Genomic DNA, 18,773 nt, shown 5'->3' with positions numbered 1-18,773 from the left:
ATGAACATTTAAGTGTCTAGCCGTGTGTTATACCCCTAGCATTGAGTTGAGATGTTCCCGACGCGATGGCAGCTGCGCGGCGCTGATTTCTTCGACAATCTGACCGTGATCCATCACGAAGTGGCGATCCGCAAGCGGCGCCGCAAAGCGAAAGTTCTGCTCCACAAGCACAATGGTCATACCGCGCTCTTTCAACTGAACCAGCACTTCGGCAAGCTTCTGCACTATCACCGGGGCCAACCCCTCGGTAATTTCATCGAGCAGCAGCATGCGCGCTCCGGTGCGCAAGATACGCGCCATGGCTAACATCTGCTGTTCACCCCCGGAAAGCCGCGTCCCCTGGCTTCTACGCCGCTCATAAAGGTTCGGGAACATGGCGTAGATTTCGTCCAGGCTCATACCGCCGGAACGCACAGTGGGTGGAAGCAATAGGTTCTCGTGCACATCCAAGCTTGCAAAAATGCCGCGCTCTTCCGGGCAGTAACCCACTCCGAGACGCGGGATATGGTGCGGCTTCATATGCAGCGTTTCATTACCGTTAATCACAATAGAGCCCGTTCTGCGCCCCACCATGTTCATGATCGATTTCAACGTGGTACTTCGCCCGGCGCCGTTACGCCCCAGCAGCGTTACCAGCTCGCCACGCTTCACATCAAAATTGACGCCGTGCAGGATGTGCGACTCGCCATAAAAGGCGTGTAGATCCTGCACGCGCAACATTTCCAGGCTTTGCGTGTTTTCAACCGGCACTTCGGCCTCAGCGATATTCATACGGCAGCTCCCTCTTTTTCAGAACCATCCTCTTCCGCGGCATCGCTGCCCATATAGGCTTCGCGTACCAATGGATTCCGAGAGACAGCGTCGTAATCGCCCTCAGCCAAAACAGCGCCTCGCGCCAACACGGTGATGCGGTCACATAGGCGGCTAACCACGCTCAGGTTGTGCTCCACCATTAATACGGTGCGCCCCTGGGAGACACGCTTAATCAGCGCCACGATGCGGTCGACGTCTTCTGCGCCCATGCCTTGGGTAGGTTCATCAAGCAGCATCATGGTGGGGTCAAGCGCAAGGGTAGTGGCCAGTTCAAGTGCTCGTTTACGACCGTAGGGCATCTCTACCGTTAGCGTATCGGCATATTCCCGCAACCCCACTTCTTCCAGTAGCTCAAGCGCGCGCTCATTAAGGTGATCCAGGGATTTCTCAGATTTCCAGAAATGAAACGAGGTACCCAGTTTACGCTGCAGGGCCACTCGAACATTCTCCAACGCGGTCATGTGGGCGAATACCGCAGAAATCTGAAACGAACGCACCAACCCTAACTGAGCTATTTCGTTGGATTTTTTACTGGTGATTGAGTTGCCGCGATACAAAATATCGCCGCGGGTAGGCGGCAGAAATTTGGTCAATAAGTTAAATACGGTGGTTTTACCAGCACCATTGGGGCCAATCAGTGCGTGAATATGCCCTTCCTGTACCTGGAGGTTGACATCGTCCACGGCGGTGAAGCCGCGAAACTCTTTGGTCAGCCCTCGGGTTTCGAGGACAGGTCCCTGAAGGACATCGTTTGCACTCATAGAGTGGCAAGCCTCTTATTGTTGTTGTGCTAATTCTTTACAGGCATGGCAAAAGCGGCTGCTACTGCCTTACCTGAACGTAAGGTGTATGTGCAAACTAGCAACTGTCGCTATAGCAATACAATTACAACTTTGGTCTATCGACGACATTCTCCTGAATTAACAACTGTCTTCAAAACATAAATATCAACGACTTACCTGATTTCAACGCTTTTCAACTGCTAGCAACAATTGCTTTACGTTAACGTAAACTTGTTTTAGCCTCAGTGGCAGTGTTCCATAGGCGTCATATATTGGGAACAACGACTTTGTGAGAGAACGTCACCATGAGCAAAACTTACTCGATCAGTGAACTAGCCAACGAGTTTGATTTAACCACCCGTAGCATCCGCTTCTATGAAGATCAGGAGCTGCTCCACCCTACGCGCCGCGGGCAAACCAGGGTTTACAGCAGCAAAGACCGTGTACGTCTGAAGCTCACCATTCGCGGTAAGCGGCTGGGGTTTTCATTGGCAGAGATACGCGAACTGTTCGAACTTTGGGACGAAACCCGCAGCGGCAGCAAAAAACAGCTGCATCTAATGCTTAGCAAAATAGGCGAGCGCCGTGCGGCGCTGGATCAACAAATGAAAGACATCACCATGGTTCAGCTAGAGCTTGAAAGCGCTGAGATCCGCTGCCGCCAAGCGCTCGAAGAACTACTCGAAAAAGAGCCTCAAGAAACACAAAACGAAGAAGAGCACGCGAGTTCGGCCGATAAAGCCTCAGCCCCCTCTTCCGCCACTATGCACTGACGCGTCCGCCAGCTCGATTAGCCGACACAGCTACGCCAGCCCAGATGGCTAATTACAGATAGCAAACACAAATAATCAGCACAGGTGATTGACCATGTTTTCACACTACTCAGAACTCAATTTTGGCCTCGAAGACGAACTGAACATGTTACGCGAGCAGGTCAACGCCTTTGCTGCCAGCGAGATTGCCCCCCGTGCGGCCGAAATCGACCGCAACAACGAGTTCCCTAACGACCTGTGGAAGAAGTTTGGCGATATGGGGCTATTGGGGATTACCGTCTCTGAAGAGGATGGCGGCAGCGGCATGGGCTATCTGGCCCACTGCATCGCCATGGAAGAGATCTCCCGGGCCAGCGCATCGGTAGCGCTCTCTTACGGCGCCCACTCCAACTTGTGTGTTAACCAGATCAAGATCAACGCCTCCCCCGAGCAGAAAGCCAAGTACCTCCCCAAACTGATCAGCGGCGACCACGTGGGCGCTTTAGCCATGTCGGAACCCGGCGCAGGCTCGGATGTGGTCTCGATGCAGCTGCGTGCCAAGCAGAATGGCGATCACTACATCCTTAACGGTAATAAAATGTGGATCACCAACGGTCCGGATGCGGACGTACTGGTGGTGTACGCCAAAACAGATCCAGACGCCGGTTCCAAAGGCATCACTGCGTTTATTATCGAAAAAGGCATGCCCGGTTTCTCCACCGCCCAGAAGCTCGACAAGCTAGGCATGCGCGGTTCCAACACTTGTGAGCTGGTATTCCAGGATTGCGCCGTTCCCGCTGAAAACATTCTCGGTGGGGAAGGCAAAGGCGTACGCGTACTCATGAGCGGCTTGGATTACGAGCGCACAGTGCTTGCAGCTGGCCCGATCGGCATTATGCAGGCCGCCATGGATGTGGTGATGCCCTATATCCACGAGCGCAAGCAGTTCAACCAGTCAATCGGTGAGTTCCAGCTGGTGCAGGGCAAAGTGGCGGATATGTACACCACCCTGAACGCCTGCCGCGCCTATTTATACGCCGTAGCCGGTGCCTGTGACCGTGGCCAAACGTCCCGCAAAGACGCTGCCGGGGTGATTCTCTACTGCGCCGAAAAAGCCACTCAGGTAGCGCTGGACTCCATTCAACTGCTCGGCGGCAACGGCTATATCAACGAATACCCCACCGGGCGCCTACTGCGCGACGCCAAGCTGTATGAGATCGGCGCAGGCACCAGCGAGATTCGGCGGATGCTAATTGGTCGCGAACTCTTCACCGAAAGTAAGTAAGGGTCCTGTCATGAGCTCCATTTCCACTCAGATCAACCCGCGCAGCGATGTGTTTCAAGCCAACGAAGCCTCAATGCTCGGTGAAGTGAACAAACTGCGTGAACTGACCGCTGCCGTCGCCCAGGGTGGCGGTGCCAAAGCCCGCGAGCGTCACGAAAGCCGCGGCAAGCTGTTTGTACGCGACCGCATCGATCACTTGATTGATGAAGGTTCGCCATTTCTAGAGTTTTCCGCCCTTGCGGCGCACAACATATACGATAGCGAGATCCCTGCCGCTGGTGTGGTCACTGGTATTGGCCGTGTTTCCGGCGTGGAGTGCGTGATCGTCGCTAACGATGCCACGGTGAAAGGCGGCACCTACTTTCCGCTCACGGTGAAAAAGCATATTCGCGCCCAGGAGATTGCCCGCAAGCATCGCCTGCCGTGTATCTATTTAGTCGATTCCGGCGGTGCCTTTCTGCCCCGCCAGGATGAAGTCTTCCCCGACCGTGATCACTTCGGGCGCATTTTCTATAATCAGGCGACCATGTCCGCCGAGGGCATCCCGCAAATCGCCGTGGTGATGGGGTCGTGTACCGCAGGTGGCGCTTATGTGCCTGCAATGGCGGATGAGTCGATCATCGTCAAAGAACAGGGAACGATTTTCCTGGGTGGCCCGCCCTTGGTAAAAGCCGCCACCGGTGAAAGCATTAGCGCTGAAGATCTGGGCGGTGCAGATGTTCACGCCAAGGTCAGCGGTGTCGCCGACCACTACGCGGAAAACGACGCCCATGCGCTACAGTTGGCTCGCGCCTGTGTGTCGCGGCTGAACTGGCAAAAGCGTGGCAAGCTCGCCATGCAGGCACCCAAGCCACCCAAGCTTGACCCTGCTGAGCTGTACGGCATTGTCGGTACCGACCTGAAAAAGCCCTACGACGTGCGGGAAGTGATTGGCCGCATCGTCGATGACTCCGACTTTGACGAGTTCAAGCGCTACTACGGTGAAACCCTGGTCACCGGCTTTGCCCATATTCACGGCTACCCAGTGGGTATTGTGGCCAATAACGGCGTGCTGTTTTCCGAAAGTGCGGTGAAAGGCGCGCACTTTATCGAGCTTTGCGCCCAGCGCAAGATCCCGCTGATCTTCCTGCAGAACATTACCGGCTTTATGGTCGGCTCCAAATACGAGCACGAAGGCATCGCCAAGCACGGCGCCAAACTTGTGACTGCCGTAGCCTGCGCCAAGGTGCCCAAATACACCGTTCTGATTGGCGGCAGCTTCGGCGCCGGTAACTACGGTATGTGTGGCCGCGCTTACGACCCCAACCTGCTGTTTATGTGGCCCAACGCGCGCATTTCAGTGATGGGCGGCGAGCAGGCGGCGGGCGTGCTGGCCCAGGTTAAGCGCGAGCAACATGAGCGCGAAGGCCGCGAGTGGAGTAAAGCGGACGAAGAAGCCTTTAAGCAGCCCACCCGCGACCAGTACGAGCATCAGGGCCACCCCTACTACGCCAGCGCCCGCTTATGGGACGACGGCGTGATTGATCCGCTGCAAACCCGCGATGTGTTAGGGCTTTCTTTAGCTGCCGCGATGAACGCAGAAATCGAAGAGACACGCTTCGGCGTGTTCCGGATGTAAGGGGGTCTTACCATGGCTTACTCAACACTGAATATAGAAGAGGGTGTGGCGCGCCTGACCTTAAACCGCCCCGAAGTGCATAACGCTTTTGATGACAGCCTGATTGCTGAGCTAAACGCGCACCTTGACCAGTTGCATTCGTTGGCCGAATCAGGCGACGTGCGCGCGGTAGTGCTGGGTTCAGAAGGCAAAAGCTTCTCCGCGGGTGCCGATCTGAACTGGATGAAGCGCATGGTCGATTACGACCTGGAAGATAACCTCGCCGATTCCCGCAAGCTCGCCGCGCTAATGCATGGCCTGGATACGCTGCCCTGCCCTACCCTCTGCCGTGTGCAAGGCGCAGCCTTTGGCGGCGCGGTGGGCTTGGCTGCTTGCTGCGATGTGGTGATCGCCTCGGGCAAAGCCAAATTCTGCCTTTCGGAAGTCAAAATTGGCCTATCGCCCGCAGTCATCAGCCCTTACGTGCAGCGGGCTCTGGGCGAGCGACAGATGCGCCGCTATGCGTTAACCGCAGAAGTCATGGACGCCGAAATAGCGCTCGCGCTGGGTTTAGTCCATCTGGTGGTGGAGCACGATAAGCTAGACGACGAAGTGGACGCCCTGCTGGCAACCCTGTTAGCCGGCTCGCCCCAAGCCCAGCGCGCCACCAAAGCGCTGATGGCCTCGGTCGCTCAAGCGCCTGACAGTGACGCCACCCGCGAACATACCTGTCAGGTGATCGCCAAACTGCGGGTAAGCCAAGAGGGCCAAGAGGGCTTATCCAGTTTCTTTGAAAAGCGCCGCCCCGCCTGGGCCGATTCTAATAACACACCCCACGCTTCGGAGCGTCGCTCATGAGTCATTCACCCCCAATTGATAAAAACGAAAGAGCCGAAAAAGCCGCTCGCACGACGCCTTTTGACACGCTTCTGGTCGCCAACCGCGGTGAAATCGCCTGCCGCGTGATGCGCACTGCCCGCCGTATGGGCCTGAAAACCGTCGCGGTTTACTCTGACGCCGATGCCAGCGCACGCCACGTGCGTGAGGCCGACGAGGCCGTTCGTCTGGGGCCTGCCGCCGCGCGGGAAAGCTATCTCAATATTGATGCGGTGATCGAAGCTGCCAAGCGCACCGGCACCGGCGCTATTCACCCCGGCTACGGCTTTCTTTCCGAAAACGGTACCTTCGTCAAAGCCCTTGAAGAAGCGGGCATTACCTTCGTCGGCCCGCCCGCCTCAGCAATTGCTGCCATGGGCGATAAATCCGCTGCTAAAGCGCGTATGGCCAATGCGGGCGTGCCGCTGGTGCCGGGCTATCACGGCGACGATCAGGACGACGCCCTGCTGCGCAGCGAAGCCGACAAAATCGGCTACCCGGTGATGCTCAAAGCCAGCGCCGGCGGCGGTGGTAAAGGGATGCGCGTGGTTGAGTCTGGTAATAGTTTTCAGGCCGCATTGGATGGCTGCCGCCGTGAATCCAAAGCTGCTTTTAGTGATGACCGGATGCTGATCGAGAAGTATCTGGTGCAGCCCCGCCATGTGGAAGTGCAGGTATTTTGCGACCGCCATGGCAACGGCGTTTACCTGTTCGAGCGGGACTGCAGCGTTCAGCGCCGTCATCAAAAGGTGATCGAAGAAGCCCCCGCCCCCGGCATGACCGCGGAGCTACGTAGCGCCATGGGCGATGCTGCCGTACGCGCCGCCCAGGAGATCGGCTACGTAGGCGCAGGCACCGTCGAGTTTCTTTTAGACATTGATGGTTCGTTCTACTTTATGGAGATGAACACTCGCCTCCAGGTCGAACACCCCGTCACTGAGATGATCACCGGCCAGGATTTGGTCGAGTGGCAGCTGCGCGTCGCCATGGGCGAGCCGCTGCCTTGCACCCAGAACGAACTAACGATTACCGGCCATAGCTTTGAAGCGCGTATCTACGCCGAAGACCCGGACCAGGATTTCCTGCCCGCTACCGGCCTGCTCACTCGCTTTGCACTGGATTTAGAAGGCGCTGGTCTAAGCGGCGACCAGGTACGTTTGGATAGCGGTGTAGAGAGCGGCGATGCGGTGTCGATGCACTACGACCCCATGCTCGCCAAGCTAATCGTTCACGGCGCCGATCGTGATGCCGCGCTGGCTACCCTTAATCGTGCGCTGGCAGCTTTAGATGTCCAAGGAGTCGTGACTAACCGCGCCTTCCTAATGCGCCTGGCAACGCATCCGGGCTTTAAGAACGTGGAGCTGGATACCCGCTTTATCGAGCGCAACGAAGCGACGCTGTTTGCAGCCCGTACTTACAGCATGGAGGCCTACGCGAGTGCCGCGCTGATTGGCCTGAATCAACTTACCCAGGAGTGCGAAAGCGACTCGCCCTGGGATCGCCACGACGGCTTCCGCCTCAACGCCCCGCACACCATTCGCATTGCCCTGTGTGACCCGGCAAGTGCACAAGCGCCGGATAGCGATGAAGCGGTAGTGATCGTCGAAGGTAAACGCAGCCCTGGCGAGTCGCTGTGGAATCTCACTATTGGTGATGAAACCCTTACCGCGAGTTTGCAGCCGCTCACCGGCGATGCGGTAGCAGTTACCTTGAATGGCCACCGCCGTCGCCTGCAGGCCCGCCGCGACGGTCATGTGGTGGTCATGGCCGACCCCAGCGGTGAAACCCGCCTGTTCTGGCGGCGCATCGATGCCATTGATCACGGTCACCACGAGGCAGAATCCACGCTAACCGCACCCATGAACGGCACGGTCGTTGCATTGCTGGTAGAGCCCGGCGTTAATGTTGAAAAAGGCATGCCGCTAATGGTGATGGAAGCCATGAAAATGGAGCACACCATGACCGCTCCGACGGACGGCAGCGTGGAAACCTTCCACTTCCAAGCCGGTGACACCGTGAGCCAAGGCGCCGTGCTGCTCGACTTTGCGGCCAACGAATAAGGAGCTCTCCATGACACTGCGCCAATCTACCTTACCTCAGCAAGTTCGCCTGTTTGAAATGGCCCCCCGGGACGGCCTACAAAACGAGCCAGGGGGGATTGTACCCACGGCGACCAAAATTGCCCTGATCGAGCGGCTTGCCAAGGCGGGTATGACGCATATTGAAGCCGCCAGCTTTGTGTCACCCAAATGGGTGCCGCAAATGGGTGACGCCATCGAAGTGATGGCTGGTATTAAGCGCCAACCCGGCGTGGTTTACTCAGCGCTCACGCCTAACCTGAAAGGGCTTGAAAACGCCTTATCCGTTGGCGTTGAAGAGGTCGCAGTATTTGGTGCTGCATCTGAAGCTTTCTCGCAAAAGAACATCAACTGCTCAATTGCCGAATCGCTGGCACGCTTTGAACCGGTGCTCAAGCGCGCAGGCGATGCGGGCGTACGTGTACGCGGCTACGTCTCCTGCGTATTGGGCTGCCCTTATGAGGGCGAAATCGCGCCTGGCAAAGTAGCCGAAGTCACCAAGGCACTTTATGAGATGGGCTGCTACGAAGTGTCGCTAGGGGACACCATTGGCGTCGGTACACCGCTGGCTGCCAAGCGCATGATTGAAGCCGTTCAGCAGCAGGTGCCCATTGAGTTCCTGGCGGCCCACTTTCACGATACCTACGGCATGGCGCTGGCCAATCTGTACGCGGTAATGGAAGAAGGCGTCAGCGTTATTGACGCTGCCACGGCAGGCCTCGGCGGCTGCCCCTACGCCAAGGGCGCCTCCGGCAATGTGGCCACCGAAGACGTGCTCTACATGCTTGAAGGGCTGGGGATTGAAACGGGTATCGACCTGCAGGCAGTGATCGATACCGGCTTTTGGATCACCGGCGAGCTAGGCCGCAAGCCCAGTTCCAAAGTCGCCCTGGCAAAAGGCCCTAGCCGTTGAAATGAGAAGTGAATAATAAAAATTAAAAGCAGCTAACTATCCTCTGCCTTCCCGTTCGGACAAAAAAAATCTCGGAGAGATACACCATGGCATCATCTACCCTTACCCAACCCAGCTACTCCAGCAGCATGGCAGACAAGCCGCTTCTAGGTATGACGATTGGCGATAAATTTGATCAAATCGCGACACAGCATGCTGATAACGACGCCCTGATTGTGCTGCACCAGAATATTCACTGGAGCTATCGCCAGCTTCACGAAGAGGTTAACCGCTGTGCCCGCGCGCTGCTCTCCATTGGCGTTAATAAGGGTGACCGCGTTGCCATGTGGGCGCCTAACTGCAGCGAGTGGACGTTAACCCAGTTTGCCACCGCCAAAATTGGCGCCATCCTGGTCAACATTAATCCCTCTTACCGTACCCATGAGCTGGAATACGCACTGAACCAGTCTGGCGCGCGCTTTCTGGTCACTGCCAACAGCTTTAAAAGCTCTGACTACAGCGCCATGCTGTATGAGCTGGCACCCGAATTAAAAGCCAGTAACGATGGCGAGCTGAAGTCACAAAAGCTGCCCGACCTTGAGTGCATTATTAATTTAAGCAGCGAAAAGCTCAGCGGCATGTGGCGCTGGTCTGACCTGATGAAAGAAGCCAACAAAGTTAGCCAAACTGACGTTGACGACCTGCAGGCGACGCTGCAGTTTGATGATGCGATCAATATCCAGTACACCTCGGGCACCACGGGCTTTCCTAAAGGCGCAACGCTTTCCCACCACAATATTCTCAATAACGGTTTTTTTGTGGCGGAAAGCATGGGCTTTACCAGCGAAGACCGTTTGGTGATTCCGGTACCGCTCTATCACTGCTTTGGCATGGTAATGGGCAACTTAGGCTGTGTTACCCACGGCGCCACTATGATCTATCCGGATGAGGGCTTCGATCCCGGCAAAGTACTTAAAGCGGTTCACGAGCAGAAAGCCACCGCGCTCTACGGCGTGCCCACCATGTTTATCGCCGAGCTTGAACACGAGGGTTTTGCTAGCACTGACTTCTCCACACTGCGCACCGGGATTATGGCGGGCTCGATCTGCCCTGCGGAAATCATGAAGCAGGTGATCAACAAGATGAATATGAAGGGCGTGCAGATCGCCTACGGCATGACGGAAACCAGCCCGGTCTCCACTCAAACGGGTGCCAACGACAGTATTGAGAAACGCGTTTCCACCGTGGGCCGCACCCAGCCTCACTTAGAGAACAAAATTGTCGACCCTGGCAACGGAGGCATTCTGCCTCGGGGCGAAATCGGCGAGCTGTGTACCCGCGGCTATAGCGTAATGCTGAAGTACTGGAACAACGATAAAGCCACCGCAGAGGCCATCGACGAAGCGGGCTGGATGCATACCGGCGACCTCGCCACCATGGATGAAGAGGGTTACATCCAGATCGTAGGCCGCATCAAAGATATGGTCATTCGCGGCGGCGAAAACGTTTATCCCAAAGAGATTGAGGAATTCCTCTACGCTCACCCGGCCATCTCAGAAGTACAGGTCACCGGCGTGCCGGATAAGAAGTATGGCGAAGAGCTGATTGCCTGGGTAAAACTCAACAACACCGCGGATGAGGTGACCGGCGAAGCGCTGCGCGAGTACTGCAAAGGCAAGATCACCCACTTCAAAATTCCGCGCTACTTTAAGTTCGTTGACGAGTTCCCGATGACCGTCACCGGCAAGATTCAGAAATTTAAAATGCGTGAAATTTCCATTCAAGAGCTGGGCTTGGATCAAGAATCGTAAGCGATGACCCCTTCCAACCCTTTAGCCGATCACTATCAGCGTGCCCTGCGCGCTGATGAGGTATTGGCACAGATTGACGCCCACTACCCCGCTGGCCCCACGCTGCATCAACTGGCCCCTTTGGATCAGCTGCATATTGGTGGCGTGGCGGCCTCTACTCGGCTGCTTGCACGCCTCAACCCTGACACCCACAGCAAGGTACTGGATATCGGCGCAGGACTGGGCGGATTAATGCGCCAGGGTGCTTCGCTGGGTTTTAAGATGACTGGGCTGGATATTACGCATGGCTTCAGTGCACTGAACAAAGCGCTGAGTTTACGGGTTAACCAGGCTGACTCGTTACCACTCATCTGGGTAACCGGTAACGCGAGCGCCCTGCCATTTGCCAATAGCAGCTTTGATGCCGTGCTCTTTCAGCACAGCCTACTCAATATGCCCGATGCCACCAAGGTAATCGCAGAAAGCCAGCGTGTTCTGCGCCCTGGCGGGCAGCTAGTGATGCATGAAGTCATCAGCGGCCCCAACGTGGCACAGCTTCGCTATCCAGTGCCTTGGGCGGCCTCTTCTGAGCACTCCCATCTAATGACCATTGCGGAGCTGACTCAATTGCTGGAAACAGGCGGTTTTCGACTTGAACACACGGAAGACTGGAGCAAAATAGCCTTGGAGTGGCGCCAGCGACAGCGGCAAAAAGAGCAGACGCCACGCCAAGCGGTGCTATCTCCACAGTGGGTATTTGGCGAGCGCTTTATCACAATGGGTAAAAATTTAGTCGATAACTTAGCAGAGGGCGCAATTAAAGTGGTGGAAATCCAAGCCAGTTGCTAGTCTGAATGGGATAGCTTTTTCTCCCGGCCCGTATTCTCACACCCCATGGGTATACGACAATATATGGGTATAAAACAATAGGTGTACGAAAAATGCCAACCAAACGCTTGGCAAGCACCCTGCTCTGCTGCTCCGTTCCTTGGTTTAGCAGCTACGCCGACGATACCCCGCCGGTCATGGCTTATACCGCTCCCAATAGCGAACTCATGCAGCTGGATAACGGCGTTATCTTAGAAGGCAGTGACCTTCAAAGCCTTGATAACTATACCAGCGGTTTTCGAGTAACCGCAGGCTACAGCCCCTGGCGCCTCCCCCAAATCGATATTGGCGCTGAAATCGCCTACCGGGAAAGCGAAGAAATCGCCACATCCTCCAGCATTAATCCGCTGATTATGGATACACTGAGTTTAGGCGGTGCCATTGTTGCCGGTGTTCGCATGGGCGCCTTCAGCGTCTATGCGAAGTCCGGCATCACTGAGTGGCGTGGTGAAAGCGACCTGGAAGGCGCCGATGAAAGCGGCACCGCGATGCTGCAAGGTTTCGGCGCCACCATGACCATCAACCGACTCGTTAGCCGCCTAGAGTACGAACGCATCGACGCCCCATCCCTCAGTCATCTCAATATGTTAAGCGCTTCCTTACATCTGCCGTTTTAAACTGCATCGCGACTTTGGTCTGGCGGTGTCCAGATAGGAACATCCTGCCGTTGCGGCTCGGGCCAATCCTGCTGCATAGCGGTATTGAGCGCTTCTTCGAGTTTCATGAACAGCTCACTATAGCGAGGGCCGAAAGCACTCCCTCCCTCAATATCCTTCCATGTTGCAAACAATTCATCCTCATGGGCATCTTCGTTCTGTACAAACGCCCAAGTCATCTGCTTGGCACGCATGGGATGCACGCCCATGGCAGTCAGTGCGTGCCCGCCCAGTTCCAGCGCTGAGTGGTAGGTTTCACTGATAACGTCGTCGGCCCCTGCGTCACGTAGCTGATAGCCGTGTCCCCGGTCGAATGCACGGGCCAGCACCCACACTTGGGGGTAGGCATGCTTCACATGCTTAACCATTTGTACGGCACGATCACGATCGTCTAACGCGATAACCAGTAACCTAGCGTGCTCAATCCCTGCGGTCTCTAGCAAGTCGGAGCGGCTGGCATCGCCAAAGTAGCTTTTGATGTTAATTTTGCGCAGGTTCTCGATCTGCTCAATCTCCAGATCCAGCGCCACGATGGGAATATTATTGGCGCGCAGCAAGCGGCAGATAATTTGTCCAAACCGGCCTACTCCCGCAACGATAACCGGTGCCTGCTCCTCAATAGCATCGGCTTCGCGATCATCGTTTTTAGCGATAAGGTACCGCGGTAGCACCAGCCGGTCGTAGGCAATAAATAGCAACGGCGTTAAGAACATTGATAGCGCCACCACCAGTGAGAGAATCTGAGAGATATCAGTAGGAATCACGTTGTTTTGAACACTGTAGGTTAGCAGCACAAAGCCGAATTCACCGGCTTGGGCAAGGCTTAAAGTAAACAGCCAGCCGTTGCTACCATGCACTCGAAATAGCAGCGCCAAGCCCAGCAGAATCACACCTTTAACAACGATAACCGCCACGCCTAGCGACAGCACCGTGCCCCACTCCGCTGCTAACACTGAGAAGTTGATGCCCGCCCCTACGGTAATAAAAAACAGCCCCAGTAGTAGTCCTTTGAAGGGCTCAATATTGGCTTCCAGCTCGTGCTTAAATTCACTGTTGGCGAGCACCACCCCCGCCAGGAAGGCCCCCAGGGCGGGGGATAAATTGACCACACTCATCAGTGCGGCGATGCCAATCACCAGCATCAGCGCAGTAGCGGTAAATACTTCACGCAGGCCAGAGCCAATCACATAGCGAAACAACAGCGGCATCAAATAGTAGCCAGCGGCAATAACGCTTGCGATAGCTGCCACGACCACTAAAGCGTGCGCCCAGCCGGGCAAGTGGGCTACCAGGCTTAAGCTGGCATGGCCATCATCGCCGCCCGCGCCCATTAATTCCGGCAGCGCCAGCAGCGGAATCAACGCCAGCATTGGGATCACCGCAATATCCTGGAATAGCAGTACCGAGAAAGCGCTGCGCCCGCCTTCTGTTTTGGCGAGCCCCTTCTCATTGAGTGTTTGCAATACAATGGCCGTGGAGGAGAGCGCAAAAATCAGCCCCACCGCCAGAGCGGTTTGCCACACAAGCCCCAGCCACCAAGCAATGGCAGTGCCAGCAGCGGCCGTTAGCACTACCTGAAGCCCACCCAGACCGATCAGCCTAACGCGCATCGCCCAAAGGCCCTTGGGGTCAAGCTCCATGCCCACCAAAAACAGCATCATCACCACGCCAAACTCGGCAAAGTGCTGAATGGTGGTGGTCTCCTGCCCCACTAGCCCAAAAATGGGGCCAATCACCACCCCAGCAACCAAATAACCCAGCACTGACCCCAGGCCAAAGCGCTTGGCCAGCGGTACCGCAATCACCGCGGCGACAAGGTAAATAAAAGCTTGAATAAAGTATCCGGTCATCGAATTCCCTTAACGTAAATCAACACGCATTGCTTGACTTTTCTGGCCAACAATATACCGTACTAGTACGCTAGTACACGCTTATTAACCGGCCTTGACCATGCTCACAAACGAACACTACCAGGCTGAGCTCATTCGTCACCTGCTCGCCATCGACTCGCCGGACGCAATGGATGAGGCGCTGGCCAGCCTGCTGACTCCTGCAGAGTACCAAGAAATCAGTAAACGCCTACAGATTTTTAAACTGCTGCAGGAAGGCGTGCCTCACCGCAAAATAGCCGAAACCCTGGGCGTGGGCATCGCTACGGTTTCGCGGGGTTCCCGCGCGCTGACCACGTTACCCTCTTCAAGCCCTTCTTCACGGAATGATGCATCATGACCACTGCCAATACACAGGCCTCATCAGGCCCGCAGCCTTTTACGCTGCCACGCAAACCTCACTATGTGACCTTGGCGGCGGACTGCGACTTCTTTGCCCTGTTTCAGAAAATCGAGCGCCGGTTTGATACCTGCTACATGCTGGAGTCATTGGGCGAAGATAGCCATATGGCGCGCCACTCGATCATTGGCTTTGATCCCGAGTACACGCTTTACGCCAACGGCAACACGCTGACGATCGAAGACCGCAAAGGCAACGCCAAACACTACCCCAGCGATAACCCCTATGAGCTGCTGCGCAGTCTGATCCCGCAGAATATTATTTCCCGCAAGTATGCCGGTGGGTTAAGCGGTTACCTTGGTTACGACGCCATGCAGTACTTCGAGCCCTCGCTTACGTTAAAAGCCAGCGATGATTTCGACACCTTCCGCTTTGGGCTCTACAAAGATGGTCTTATCCTCGACAAGATGACCGGGGAAGTCACCTACTTCTACTACGATAATAGCCGCTACGACTTTCTGCAGACACTGATCAATGCAAACGATGAGCCAGCAGGCCCGCTGCAAATCACCGCTCTGGGCGACACCATGAGTCAGGCAGAGCACGCCGAGGCGGTGGCCAAGGTGAAGCAGGATATTATCGACGGTAAGGTGTTCCAGTGTGAAGTCGGCTTTAAAAAGCGTTTTAGTATCAAAGGCGATACCTTGGCGCTGTACGACCAGCTACGCACCATTAACCCCTCGCCGCAGATGTACTACGTCAAATTTGGTGAACAGAAGCTGATTGGCGCCAGCCCCGAGCTTCTATTCCGGCTGCGCCAAGGGGAAATGGAAACCTTCCCCCTGGCGGGCACCACGCTGCGTGGCCAAACGCCCCAGGAGGATACCCAGCTCGCCCGGGCGCTGCTCAACGACCCCAAAGAGATCGCCGAGCACAATATGATTGTGGATCTACACCGCAATGATATTGGTCGTGTGGCGCAATTTGGCACCGTCAAAGTGCGCAGCCTGATGGATATCAAACGCTTCAGCCACGTTCAGCATATTTCCAGCGAGATCGTCGGCATTATCGCCGAAGGTGAAGATATGTTTACCGCGCTGGCCAGCAACTTTCCCGCGGGCACTCTCACCGGCGCCCCCAAAATCGAGGCGATGAAAATTATCGATGACCTGGAAACTGACGGTCGGGGCCCCTACGGCGGCGCAGTGGGCCAGTTCTCGTTTAACGGCGACTGCACCTTTGCGATTCCCATTCGCACCGTGTTTGTGAATGGTGAACGTGCCTACGTGCAAACCTGCGGTGGCAATGTGTTTGATAGCAACGCTGCCGATGAGTACGAGGAGATCCGCCGCAAGTTTGCCGGTACACGCAAAGCCCTTACCCCCTTTATGGAGACGGACATGGAGAGCCAAGCATGAAGGTACTGATCATCGATAATTACGACTCCTTCACCTATAACCTCTACCAGTTTATTGGAGAGATTCTAACCACGGAGAAGAATCGCGGCGGGCTGGCCAATTTCGAGATACTCGTTAAGCGCAATAATCAAATCGATTTCCACGCCATCGAAGCCATGGCACCGGATCGCATTATTATCTCCCCCGGCCCCGGCTCGCCGGATGACCCGCGCTACTTTGGTGTGTGTGCAGAAGTGATCGAAAAACTGGGCAAAACCACGCCGCTGCTGGGAGTATGCCTGGGCATGCAGGGCATCGTGCACGTGTTTGGCGGCAAGGTAGTCAAAGCGCCGCTGCCGATGCATGGCAAGATCAGCCCGATCAACCACAATAACGCATCGGTGTTTAACGGCGTGCCTGACCAGCTTGAAGTGATGCGCTACCACTCGCTAATTGCCGATGCGATCACTCTACCCGAGTGCCTGGAAGTAACCGCCACCGTAGGCGCACTTGCAGCCGATAGCTTTGAGCAGCGCAGCCGCTGGCAGGCACTGGGCGAATTCGAACTAATGGGCGTTAAACATCGGGAGTACCCGATTCATGGCATCCAGTTTCACCCGGAATCGTTTGCCACCGAGGGCGGTAAAGAGCTAATCGCTAATTTTCTTTTCGCGCCCAGCAACCACGCCAGAGCGTAGGTACCCAGCATAGGGTGGCTAAATGAGACTCAATGAAACCATTAGCCACCCTACACAGACCAGATTTACGACAACTGTCAGCCAGAACGTAACTTGAAAAGCGGTTTTCTGGGTTTTATGTCTCAGTTGCTGTTGGGCCAGTAGCGCACCCGGCCAGCCCCCCACTACCCCAAGCAGATGTAGCGATTTCTCACTCACCCGACGGCGGTTATTAATAGCCGCCTTTTTGTCGATAGCGTAAGTGATATAAGCGATAACGCTAATCACAGAGTAAAAAGCGACGATTGGAATCACAGTGGAAACTCTTGAATGGTTAGCAGCTACTTGCGTCGCTGAGAAGGTTTGCCGCCCACCGCTGGCTTGCCGCGGCCTTTACCCACGGGCTTACCTTTAGCACCAGGCTTGCTTTTAACACCGGGCTTGCCGGGGGCTTTACCTTTGGGGTGCGGTTTACCGGCACTGCCCTTCGGGCCGGTACTGACTTTTCCGCTGGCAGCTTTTTTACCTTTGGGAAGCGGTTTAGCTCCGGCGGCCTTGGCACCAGTCGCCTTCGAGCCGGCTTTGGCCGGGCGCCCTTTCGCAGCGGGCGGCTTTGCCTTTCCTGCGCCTGAGCTGTAGTTGGGTCTTTCAGGCTTAGCTTTACTTTTCTTCTCGGGTGCCGCCTCTGAGCGTTCGGTCAACGCGATAATGGTATCGATCTCTTTGGCAGTGAGATCGCGCCAGTCGCCCAAGGCCAAGCCTTTGAGGGGCACATTCATAATGCGCGTGCGAATAAGCTGGGTAACTTCATAGCCGAAGTATTCGCACATACGGCGAATTTGCCGATTGAGCCCCTGCACCAGGGTAATGGTGAACACAAAGGTGGACTCTTTTTGCACCTTGCAGCGCTTGGTCACCTTGCCAAGAATCGGCACGCCGCTCTGCATGCCCTCTATAAACTCGTCGGTGATCGGCTTGTTCACCGTCACCTGGTACTCTTTTTCGTGGTTGTTATTGGCGCGCAGAATCTTATTAACCAGATCGCCGTTATTGGTTAAAAAAATCAGTCCCTGGGAGTCTTTATCGAGCCGCCCAATGGGGAAAATACGCACGCCATGCTTCACAAACTCAACGATATTGTCCTTTTCGCTGGATTCAGTGGTACTGACAATGCCCACCGGTTTGTTCAGCGCGATCAGTACCAGATCCTCCTCTTCTTGAGGCTCAATCTCCTGGCCGTTTACTTTAACCAAGTCACCTGCCAACACTTGATCACCGGTGGTCGCGCGGCGACCGTTTATCCACACGTTGCCCTGCTCCACAAAGCGGTCGGCCTCGCGGCGCGAGCACATGCCACTTTCGCTAATGTACTTATTGATCCGGGTAGATTTTCGCAACGACATATAACGCCATAGGGCTAAAAGGGAATAAATATACGCTTAAAAAGAGGAGCCGGGCTGCTTTAGAAAGTCCAGCTCCTCGTCGCTAGAGGCCCGCCCCAGCAATGCATTGCGGTGCGGATAACGCCCGTAACGATCAATAATCGCCTTGTGGCGTACTTCAAAATCGAGATTATTCTCTAGTCCCGGCTGGTCAAACAGCTGCATCGCCAGCTCATGAATGACCACAGACTCGCTATGCATATAGGGCATATACAAAAACGCCCGCTGCACTCTGGAAAGCGGAGCATCGGCTCCAACGGCCACTGCCTCTTGGGCCAGCGCCAGCGCTAAGGTATCGGTGGCAAAGGCGCGGGCGTCGTCGCGGTAGATATTGCGCGAGAACTGATCCAACACAATGATCTCCGCGAGCCGCCCTTCGGCTGTTTGCCGCCAAGCGTAGCACTCGCACTGTGCGGCCTGGACATGCAGCGCGCCAAACCTCTGCGAGATTGTACGATCCAACTCAGCGTCTTTTTTAAACCACTGAGCAGCCGTCAACTCCTCAAACCAAAAGTCGAGTACCGCTTGAGCATCTGAGGACATTGGCGCCTCTCTGTAGTAGTAGAACGTTGTAGTAGAACGTTACGGTTAAAAATCACGGTAAAAATCGTATCAAAAC

18 protein-coding genes are annotated in these 18,773 nt (G+C 55.6%); 12 read left to right on the top strand and 6 right to left on the bottom strand.

Annotated elements, in window-relative coordinates; genetic code table 11:
• Window positions 1–27: 27 nt before the first annotated feature.
• Together U738_RS06900 and U738_RS06895 are read right to left on the bottom strand one after the other, a co-directional pair.
• Window positions 28–771, bottom strand: coding sequence for an ABC transporter ATP-binding protein (locus U738_RS06900; protein ID WP_035578660.1), 744 nt, complete (start codon window positions 769–771; stop codon window positions 28–30).
• A complete protein-coding gene (locus U738_RS06895; protein WP_022523811.1) occupies window positions 768–1,574 on the bottom strand; it encodes an ABC transporter ATP-binding protein in 807 nt (268 codons plus the stop codon). The genes U738_RS06900 and U738_RS06895 overlap by 4 nt, the downstream gene beginning before the upstream one ends.
• Before the next feature lie 326 nt (window positions 1,575–1,900).
• Between U738_RS06895 and U738_RS06890 the strand changes: the two genes are divergently transcribed.
• From U738_RS06890 to U738_RS06850, 9 genes are all read left to right on the top strand, one after another.
• On the top strand, window positions 1,901–2,368 hold the full coding sequence (locus U738_RS06890) for a MerR family transcriptional regulator (protein ID WP_022523812.1): 468 nt from the start codon (window positions 1,901–1,903) through the stop codon (window positions 2,366–2,368).
• 94 nt (window positions 2,369–2,462) lie between these two features.
• Window positions 2,463–3,632, top strand: a complete 1,170-nt coding sequence (locus tag U738_RS06885; protein ID WP_027959155.1) for an isovaleryl-CoA dehydrogenase — start codon at window positions 2,463–2,465, stop codon at window positions 3,630–3,632.
• Between the two features lie 10 nt (window positions 3,633–3,642).
• Window positions 3,643–5,250, top strand: a complete 1,608-nt coding sequence (locus U738_RS06880; RefSeq protein ID WP_035578659.1) for a carboxyl transferase domain-containing protein — start codon at window positions 3,643–3,645, stop codon at window positions 5,248–5,250.
• 12 nt (window positions 5,251–5,262) lie between these two features.
• Window positions 5,263–6,087, top strand: a complete 825-nt coding sequence (locus U738_RS06875) for an enoyl-CoA hydratase/isomerase family protein (RefSeq protein WP_035578656.1) — start codon at window positions 5,263–5,265, stop codon at window positions 6,085–6,087.
• Window positions 6,084–8,165: an acetyl/propionyl/methylcrotonyl-CoA carboxylase subunit alpha gene (locus U738_RS06870; RefSeq protein ID WP_050713555.1), complete on the top strand. Its 2,082-nt coding sequence runs from the start codon at window positions 6,084–6,086 to the stop codon at window positions 8,163–8,165. The genes U738_RS06875 and U738_RS06870 overlap by 4 nt, the downstream gene beginning before the upstream one ends.
• Window positions 8,166–8,175: 10 nt before the next feature.
• Window positions 8,176–9,096, top strand: coding sequence for a hydroxymethylglutaryl-CoA lyase (locus U738_RS06865; RefSeq protein WP_035578654.1), 921 nt, complete (start codon window positions 8,176–8,178; stop codon window positions 9,094–9,096).
• 86 nt (window positions 9,097–9,182) lie between these two features.
• Window positions 9,183–10,886: an AMP-binding protein gene (locus U738_RS06860; protein WP_035578652.1), complete on the top strand. Its 1,704-nt coding sequence runs from the start codon at window positions 9,183–9,185 to the stop codon at window positions 10,884–10,886.
• Window positions 10,887–10,889: 3 nt separating this feature from the next.
• Entirely contained in the window at window positions 10,890–11,714 is an 825-nt protein-coding gene (locus tag U738_RS06855) for a class I SAM-dependent methyltransferase (RefSeq protein WP_035578651.1), read from the top strand.
• 92 nt (window positions 11,715–11,806) lie between these two features.
• Window positions 11,807–12,370, top strand: coding sequence for a hypothetical protein (locus U738_RS06850; protein ID WP_035578650.1), 564 nt, complete (start codon window positions 11,807–11,809; stop codon window positions 12,368–12,370).
• Here U738_RS06850 and U738_RS06845 read toward each other — a convergent pair.
• Window positions 12,367–14,259: a monovalent cation:proton antiporter-2 (CPA2) family protein gene (locus U738_RS06845; protein ID WP_035578649.1), complete on the bottom strand. Its 1,893-nt coding sequence runs from the start codon at window positions 14,257–14,259 to the stop codon at window positions 12,367–12,369. The two genes, U738_RS06850 and U738_RS06845, sit on opposite strands and share 4 nt — an antisense overlap.
• 100 nt (window positions 14,260–14,359) lie before the next feature.
• Here U738_RS06845 and U738_RS06840 point away from each other — a divergent pair, with 100 nt between their 5' ends.
• From U738_RS06840 to U738_RS06830, 3 genes are read left to right on the top strand one after another with little or no spacing between them, the layout of a single operon-like run.
• Window positions 14,360–14,638 carry a Trp family transcriptional regulator gene (locus U738_RS06840; protein WP_035578647.1) on the top strand — a complete coding sequence of 93 codons (279 nt, stop codon included), beginning with the start codon at window positions 14,360–14,362 and terminating at the stop codon, window positions 14,636–14,638.
• A complete protein-coding gene (locus U738_RS06835) occupies window positions 14,635–16,056 on the top strand; it encodes an anthranilate synthase component I family protein (RefSeq protein WP_035578645.1) in 1,422 nt (473 codons plus the stop codon). Before U738_RS06840 ends, U738_RS06835 begins: the two co-directional genes overlap by 4 nt.
• On the top strand, window positions 16,053–16,733 hold the full coding sequence (locus tag U738_RS06830; RefSeq protein ID WP_035578643.1) for an anthranilate synthase component II: 681 nt from the start codon (window positions 16,053–16,055) through the stop codon (window positions 16,731–16,733). Before U738_RS06835 ends, U738_RS06830 begins: the two co-directional genes overlap by 4 nt.
• Window positions 16,734–16,751: 18 nt before the next feature.
• On the opposite strand, the gene U738_RS06825 is transcribed toward U738_RS06830, so the two are convergent.
• The 3 genes from U738_RS06825 to U738_RS06815 are packed head-to-tail and all read right to left on the bottom strand — an operon-like array spanning window position 16,752 to window position 18,697.
• Window positions 16,752–17,000: a DUF1294 domain-containing protein gene (locus tag U738_RS06825; protein ID WP_231896853.1), complete on the bottom strand. Its 249-nt coding sequence runs from the start codon at window positions 16,998–17,000 to the stop codon at window positions 16,752–16,754.
• Between the two features lie 53 nt (window positions 17,001–17,053).
• Entirely contained in the window at window positions 17,054–18,115 is a 1,062-nt protein-coding gene (rluF, locus tag U738_RS06820) for a 23S rRNA pseudouridine(2604) synthase RluF (protein WP_035578639.1), read from the bottom strand.
• A 36-nt stretch (window positions 18,116–18,151) separates the two neighbouring features.
• Entirely contained in the window at window positions 18,152–18,697 is a 546-nt protein-coding gene (locus tag U738_RS06815) for a DUF924 family protein (protein WP_035578637.1), read from the bottom strand.
• Between the last annotated feature and the right edge of the window lie 76 nt (window positions 18,698–18,773).

Source organism: Halomonas sp. TG39a (genome assembly GCF_000744395.1).
Taxonomy (GTDB): Bacteria; Pseudomonadota; Gammaproteobacteria; order Pseudomonadales; family Halomonadaceae; genus Vreelandella; species Vreelandella ventosae_B.
The sequence above is the reverse complement of the archived record's forward strand: the minus strand, read 5'-3'. Positions and strand labels throughout refer to the sequence as shown.